A 4,357-nucleotide genomic window follows, 5' to 3' on the forward strand; every position below is an offset into this window, starting at 1 on the left:
GCCGTGACGGTCTCCCGGCCGGGCGCCAACCCGCCCACCCGGGCCGAGTTGAGGGAAAACCTACCGCTCTGACCAAGCCGCTGCCGCGGCCGTCGCTGCCGCCGCCTACCACCCGCAGGAGACCCCATGGCCAAGCACAACCCCTACAGCGACCTCCCCGAGGTTGAGCCGTTCACGGTCACGTCCGCGGACATCGCCGACGGCGAGACGCTCAGCGCGAACCAGGTGAGCGGCTTCTTCCAGGTTCCCGGCGGCAGGGACCTCTCGCCGCAGCTCGCGTGGTCCGGCGCGCCCGAGGGCACGAAGAGCTACTGCGTGACGGTCCTCGACCCGGACGCGCCGACCGGCAGCGGCTTCTGGCACTGGGCCGTTGCGAACCTGCCCGTGACCGCGGACGAGCTGCCCGAGGGCGCGGGCGGGAGCGCCGACGGCATGGGCCCCGCCGATTCGGAGGCGAGCCTGCCCGAGGGGGCCTTCGAGCTCAGGAACGACGCCGGGTACGCGGGCTTCGTGGGAGCCGCGCCGCCACAGGGGCATGGCCCGCACCGGTACATCGTCACGGTGCACGCCGTCGACGTCGAGCGCCTCGACATCGTCCCCGACGCGTCGCCCGCGCTCCTCGGCTTCAACCTGTTCTTCCACACTCTCGGCCGGGCGCAGCTCACCGGCTACTTCGAGATCCCGTGAGGCTCGTCGCGAGCGACATCGACGGCACGATCCTGAGCCGCGAGGGCCTCATCTCCGAGCGCACGGTCCGCGCGTTCGAGGCGTGCGAGGCGGCCGGGGTCGCGGTCGTGTTCGTGACGGGCCGCCCCGCGCGCTGGCTCACGCCGCTGAGCGAGCAGCTCGAGCACACCGGGACGGTCATCTGCTCGAACGGCGCCCTCGTGTTCGACCTCGCGACGATGGCCGTCGTCTCGTCGCGGGCCATCGCGCGGGCCACGGTGCTCGAGGTCCTCGACATCGTGCACGGCCTGTACCCGGAGTCGGTCTTCGCGGCGGAGACGCCCGCGGAGTTCTTCATGGAACCCGGTTTCGTCGAGGCCCGCCGCGAGCACGAGCTCGAGCACGTGCGGCAGGGCGAGATCGAGGACCTCGTCGCGGCCGACGACGTCGTGAAGTTCATGGCCAAGATCGAGGGCCACTCCGCCGAGGACTACTTCCACGCTGTCGCGCCGCACGTGGCGCACCTCGTGTCCATCACGCACTCGGCGCTCGACGTCACGATGCTCGAGATGGGTCCCCTCGGCGTCAACAAGGCCGTGACGCTGGCCGAGTACGCCCACGCGCTCGGCATCCCGCCGCAGGACGTGGTCGCGTTCGGGGACATGCCGAACGACGTCGAAATGCTCACCTGGGCCGGCGAGGGCTACGCGATGCAGTCGGGCCATCCGCGCGCGCTCGCCGCGACAACGCTGCACGCCCCGGGGATCGAGGACGACGGCGTCGCCCAGGTTCTCGAGCGAAAGCTCGCCGAGGCGCGCCGGGCTGGGTAGCCCGCGCAGCGTGAGCGTGGCCGGCGGGGCGAACGGGTCTCGGGATTCCGACCGGGATTGACCCCTGAAGAGGCAGAATCGGCGGCGCGTCGCGAAGACACGCCGCCGAAGCCGGTGCAGTCCCGGTCGGAATCGGTGCGGCTTATTTGGCCGAGGCGGCGAGAACGGCCTCCACCGACGCCTTGACGTCCTCGAGCTCGGTCATGAGCGCGTCGTCGACGCCGGGGACCCGGAGGAGCTCCGCCCTGACGTTGCCGCCCTCGATGGTGTACTCGACGATGCCGAGCTGCTGAGTCACGGGGTCGCCGAGACCGAGGTCGCCCGCGCCGGCCATGAACGCCGTGCTCGGGGCCCAGACCTCAAGCGCGCCGCCGCGCTGCTTCGTGCGGAAGCAGTGGAGATGGCCGGTGCCCACGGACTTGAGGTTCACGCGCTCGAGGTGCTCGAGGAGGAGCGCGCCGGATTCGCGGATGTCGAGGTTGTGGTCGCTGTTCTCGACGACCGTCCAGATCGGCTTGTGCTGGAAGAGCAGGACCGGGCGCTCCGAGCCGATGCCGGCCACGGTCTCCTCGATCCACTCCCACTGCTGCGCCTCCTCGTCGATCCCCGAGCCGAACAGCTCGCTGTTGAGGCCCAGGAGCGTGACCTCGCCGACGTCCACGCGCCACTGCGCGGGGCCGAACACGTTCGTGAACGCCTCGACGCGCTCCGACGTGACGACCTGGCCCTGCCACGCGTGCTCGGCGGGCTCGCCGATGTCGTGGTTGCCGGGGAGCACGCGGTACGGGGTGCGCAGCCCGGAGAGCAGGCCGTGCGCGTGATTGCGGTCAGCGGCGCTGTCGGGATCGATCACCTGGACGTCGCCGGTGTGGACCACGAAGTCCGGGCGCAGCACCGTGTCGATGTAGTCGATGACCTTGCGCGTCGCAGCCGTCGTCGACTCGACGGATGCGCCGAGGTGGGTGTCGGAAATCTGGGCGATCTTGAGGGTGTTCACGGCATTCTCCTGATGTGCAGTGGGGGACGGGGGTGGCTACTTGAGCCCCGAGCGCACGAAGGCGTCCACAACGTAGCGCTGGAGGAAGATGTAGATGAGGAAGATGGGGAGGCACGCGATCGTGCTGGCCGCCATGATCGCGCCCCAGTTGTTGCCCTCGGCCCCGAGGAATGCGCGGATGCCAACCTGGATGAGCGCCGTGGACTTCTGCATGATGAGCGTGGGCCAGAGGTACTCGTTCCACGCGCTGATGAACAGCATGATCGCGAGCGCCGCGAGGGCCGGGCGCAGGTTCGGCACGACGACCTGCCACAGCGCCTGCCACGACGAACGGCCGTCCATCTGCGCCGCGTCGAGGAGCTCCTTGGGGAACGACTCGAGGTGCTGGCGCAGCATCATGACCGCGAACGCGGAGCACAGCTGCGGGAGCACGACGCCGGCCACGGTGTTGAGGAGGCCCAGCTGCGAAACGAGCAGGTAGTTCGGGATCATCGTGACCTGGAACGGCACGAGCCACGAGCCCACGAACAGGAGGTACAGGACCTTCTTGCCGCGGAAGCTCCACCGCGCGAAGCCGTACGAGGCGAGGATCGCCACGAGGAGCTGCGCCGCCGCGAGGGTCAGGGCCATGCCGAACGTGCTCGCGAGCATGCTGCCGATCGGGATCTGCCGCCACACCGTCACGAAGTTCTCGAGGCTCACGGGTCCGGGGAGCGGGTTCGTGGACAGCGCGTCATCGTTGGGTCGGAACGCCGTGACGAACATCCAGTAGACCGGGTAGATCGACACGAGCGCGAGGACCGCGAGGAGGGCGTGTGCGGGCAGGCTCGCGAGGGCCTTGCGGCGCGCGCGGGCGGCGAGCCCGCGCTGGGAGGAGGCTGCGCCGTCGTCCGTCGTCTCGCGAGCCGTGCCGGGGCCGGGCTGCGCCGAAGGAGTCAGGACGGGCGGAGTGGTGAGCACGAAAGCCACGGTGGGGTCCTTCTGATCAGTTGTCGTGGAAGCTGAGCTTCTCGGAGAGCTCGACGAACACGAGTGCCACGAGGCCGAAGCCGACGAAGAAGAGCATGCCCGCGGCCGAGGAGAGGCCCGCGTCGAAGTTGCGGAAACCGAATTGGTAGAGCAGGTAGTAGATGTTGGTCGAGGAGTTGCCCGGCCCGCCCTGGGTCACGAGGTCGATGATCGGGTACGTCCATTGCGCCGAGAGCGGGATGGTCATGAGCGCGAGGAACACGAGCGACGGCGAAAGCAGCGGGAGGATGATCCGCCACGTGATCTGGCGCTGGTTGGCGCCGTCGATCGACGCGGCCGCGGCGTAGTCCGGGCTGATGCCCGCGAGGCCCGCCGAGACCACGAGGACGCCGAAGCCGAGCATCTGCCAGCCGACGATCACGATCACGGACGCCATGGACGCGTTGGGGTCGCGGAAGACGTTGTCCATGGGCATCCCCAGGGTCGCCGCGATCGCGGGGATCGTTCCGCTCTCGGGGGCGAAGAGCCAGCGCCACACCGCGCTCGTCGCGACCGGTGTCACGAGGAATGGGACGAAGATGAGCGCCTGGTAGAGCGTGCGGGCCTTGCCCTGAACCCGGCGGGAGAGGAGCGCGAACACGACCGGCAACGCGACCGAGATGCCGAGGAACGCCACGATGTACATGACGGTGTTCTGGAGCGCCTGGTGGAGCTCGGGCAGGCTCAGGACCTTCGCGTACTTCTGCACGCCCACGAAGACCTTGGGCCGCGTGGGGATGAGGTTCCAGTCCTGGAACGAGAGCCCGGCCGATTGGACGAGCGGCCAATACGTCCACAGGAGCAGGAGGATCACGGCGGGGAGGACGTAGAGGTACGGCACCCACGCGCGGCCCGG

At 69.5% G+C, this 4,357-nt stretch carries 5 protein-coding genes; 2 read left to right on the plus strand and 3 right to left on the minus strand.

Going from position 1 to position 4,357, the window contains the following annotated elements; translation table 11 throughout:
- Positions 1–126 precede the first annotated feature (126 nt).
- Positions 127–687, plus strand: a complete 561-nt coding sequence (locus ACLN58_RS18585) for a YbhB/YbcL family Raf kinase inhibitor-like protein (protein WP_415856725.1) — start codon at positions 127–129, stop codon at positions 685–687.
- Positions 684–1,496, plus strand: a complete 813-nt coding sequence (locus tag ACLN58_RS18590; protein ID WP_415856726.1) for a Cof-type HAD-IIB family hydrolase — start codon at positions 684–686, stop codon at positions 1,494–1,496. Before ACLN58_RS18585 ends, ACLN58_RS18590 begins: the two co-directional genes overlap by 4 nt.
- A gap of 142 nt (positions 1,497–1,638) precedes the next feature.
- Here the strand turns inward: ACLN58_RS18590 and ACLN58_RS18595 are convergent, their stop codons facing one another.
- From ACLN58_RS18595 to ACLN58_RS18605, 3 genes are all read right to left on the minus strand, one after another.
- Positions 1,639–2,493: a metallophosphoesterase family protein gene (locus ACLN58_RS18595; RefSeq protein WP_415856727.1), complete on the minus strand. Its 855-nt coding sequence runs from the start codon at positions 2,491–2,493 to the stop codon at positions 1,639–1,641.
- A 36-nt stretch (positions 2,494–2,529) separates the two neighbouring features.
- The gene (locus ACLN58_RS18600) at positions 2,530–3,462 is read right to left on the minus strand and encodes a carbohydrate ABC transporter permease (protein WP_415856728.1); all 933 of its coding nucleotides are present in this window, start codon (positions 3,460–3,462) and stop codon (positions 2,530–2,532) included.
- Between the two features lie 16 nt (positions 3,463–3,478).
- Positions 3,479–4,357, minus strand: an 879-nt coding sequence (locus ACLN58_RS18605; RefSeq protein WP_415856729.1) for a carbohydrate ABC transporter permease, incomplete at its 5' end; no start/stop codon positions are given.

The sequence above is a fragment of the Sinomonas sp. G460-2 genome (genome assembly GCF_047759905.1).
GTDB lineage: Bacteria > Actinomycetota > Actinomycetes > Actinomycetales > Micrococcaceae > Sinomonas.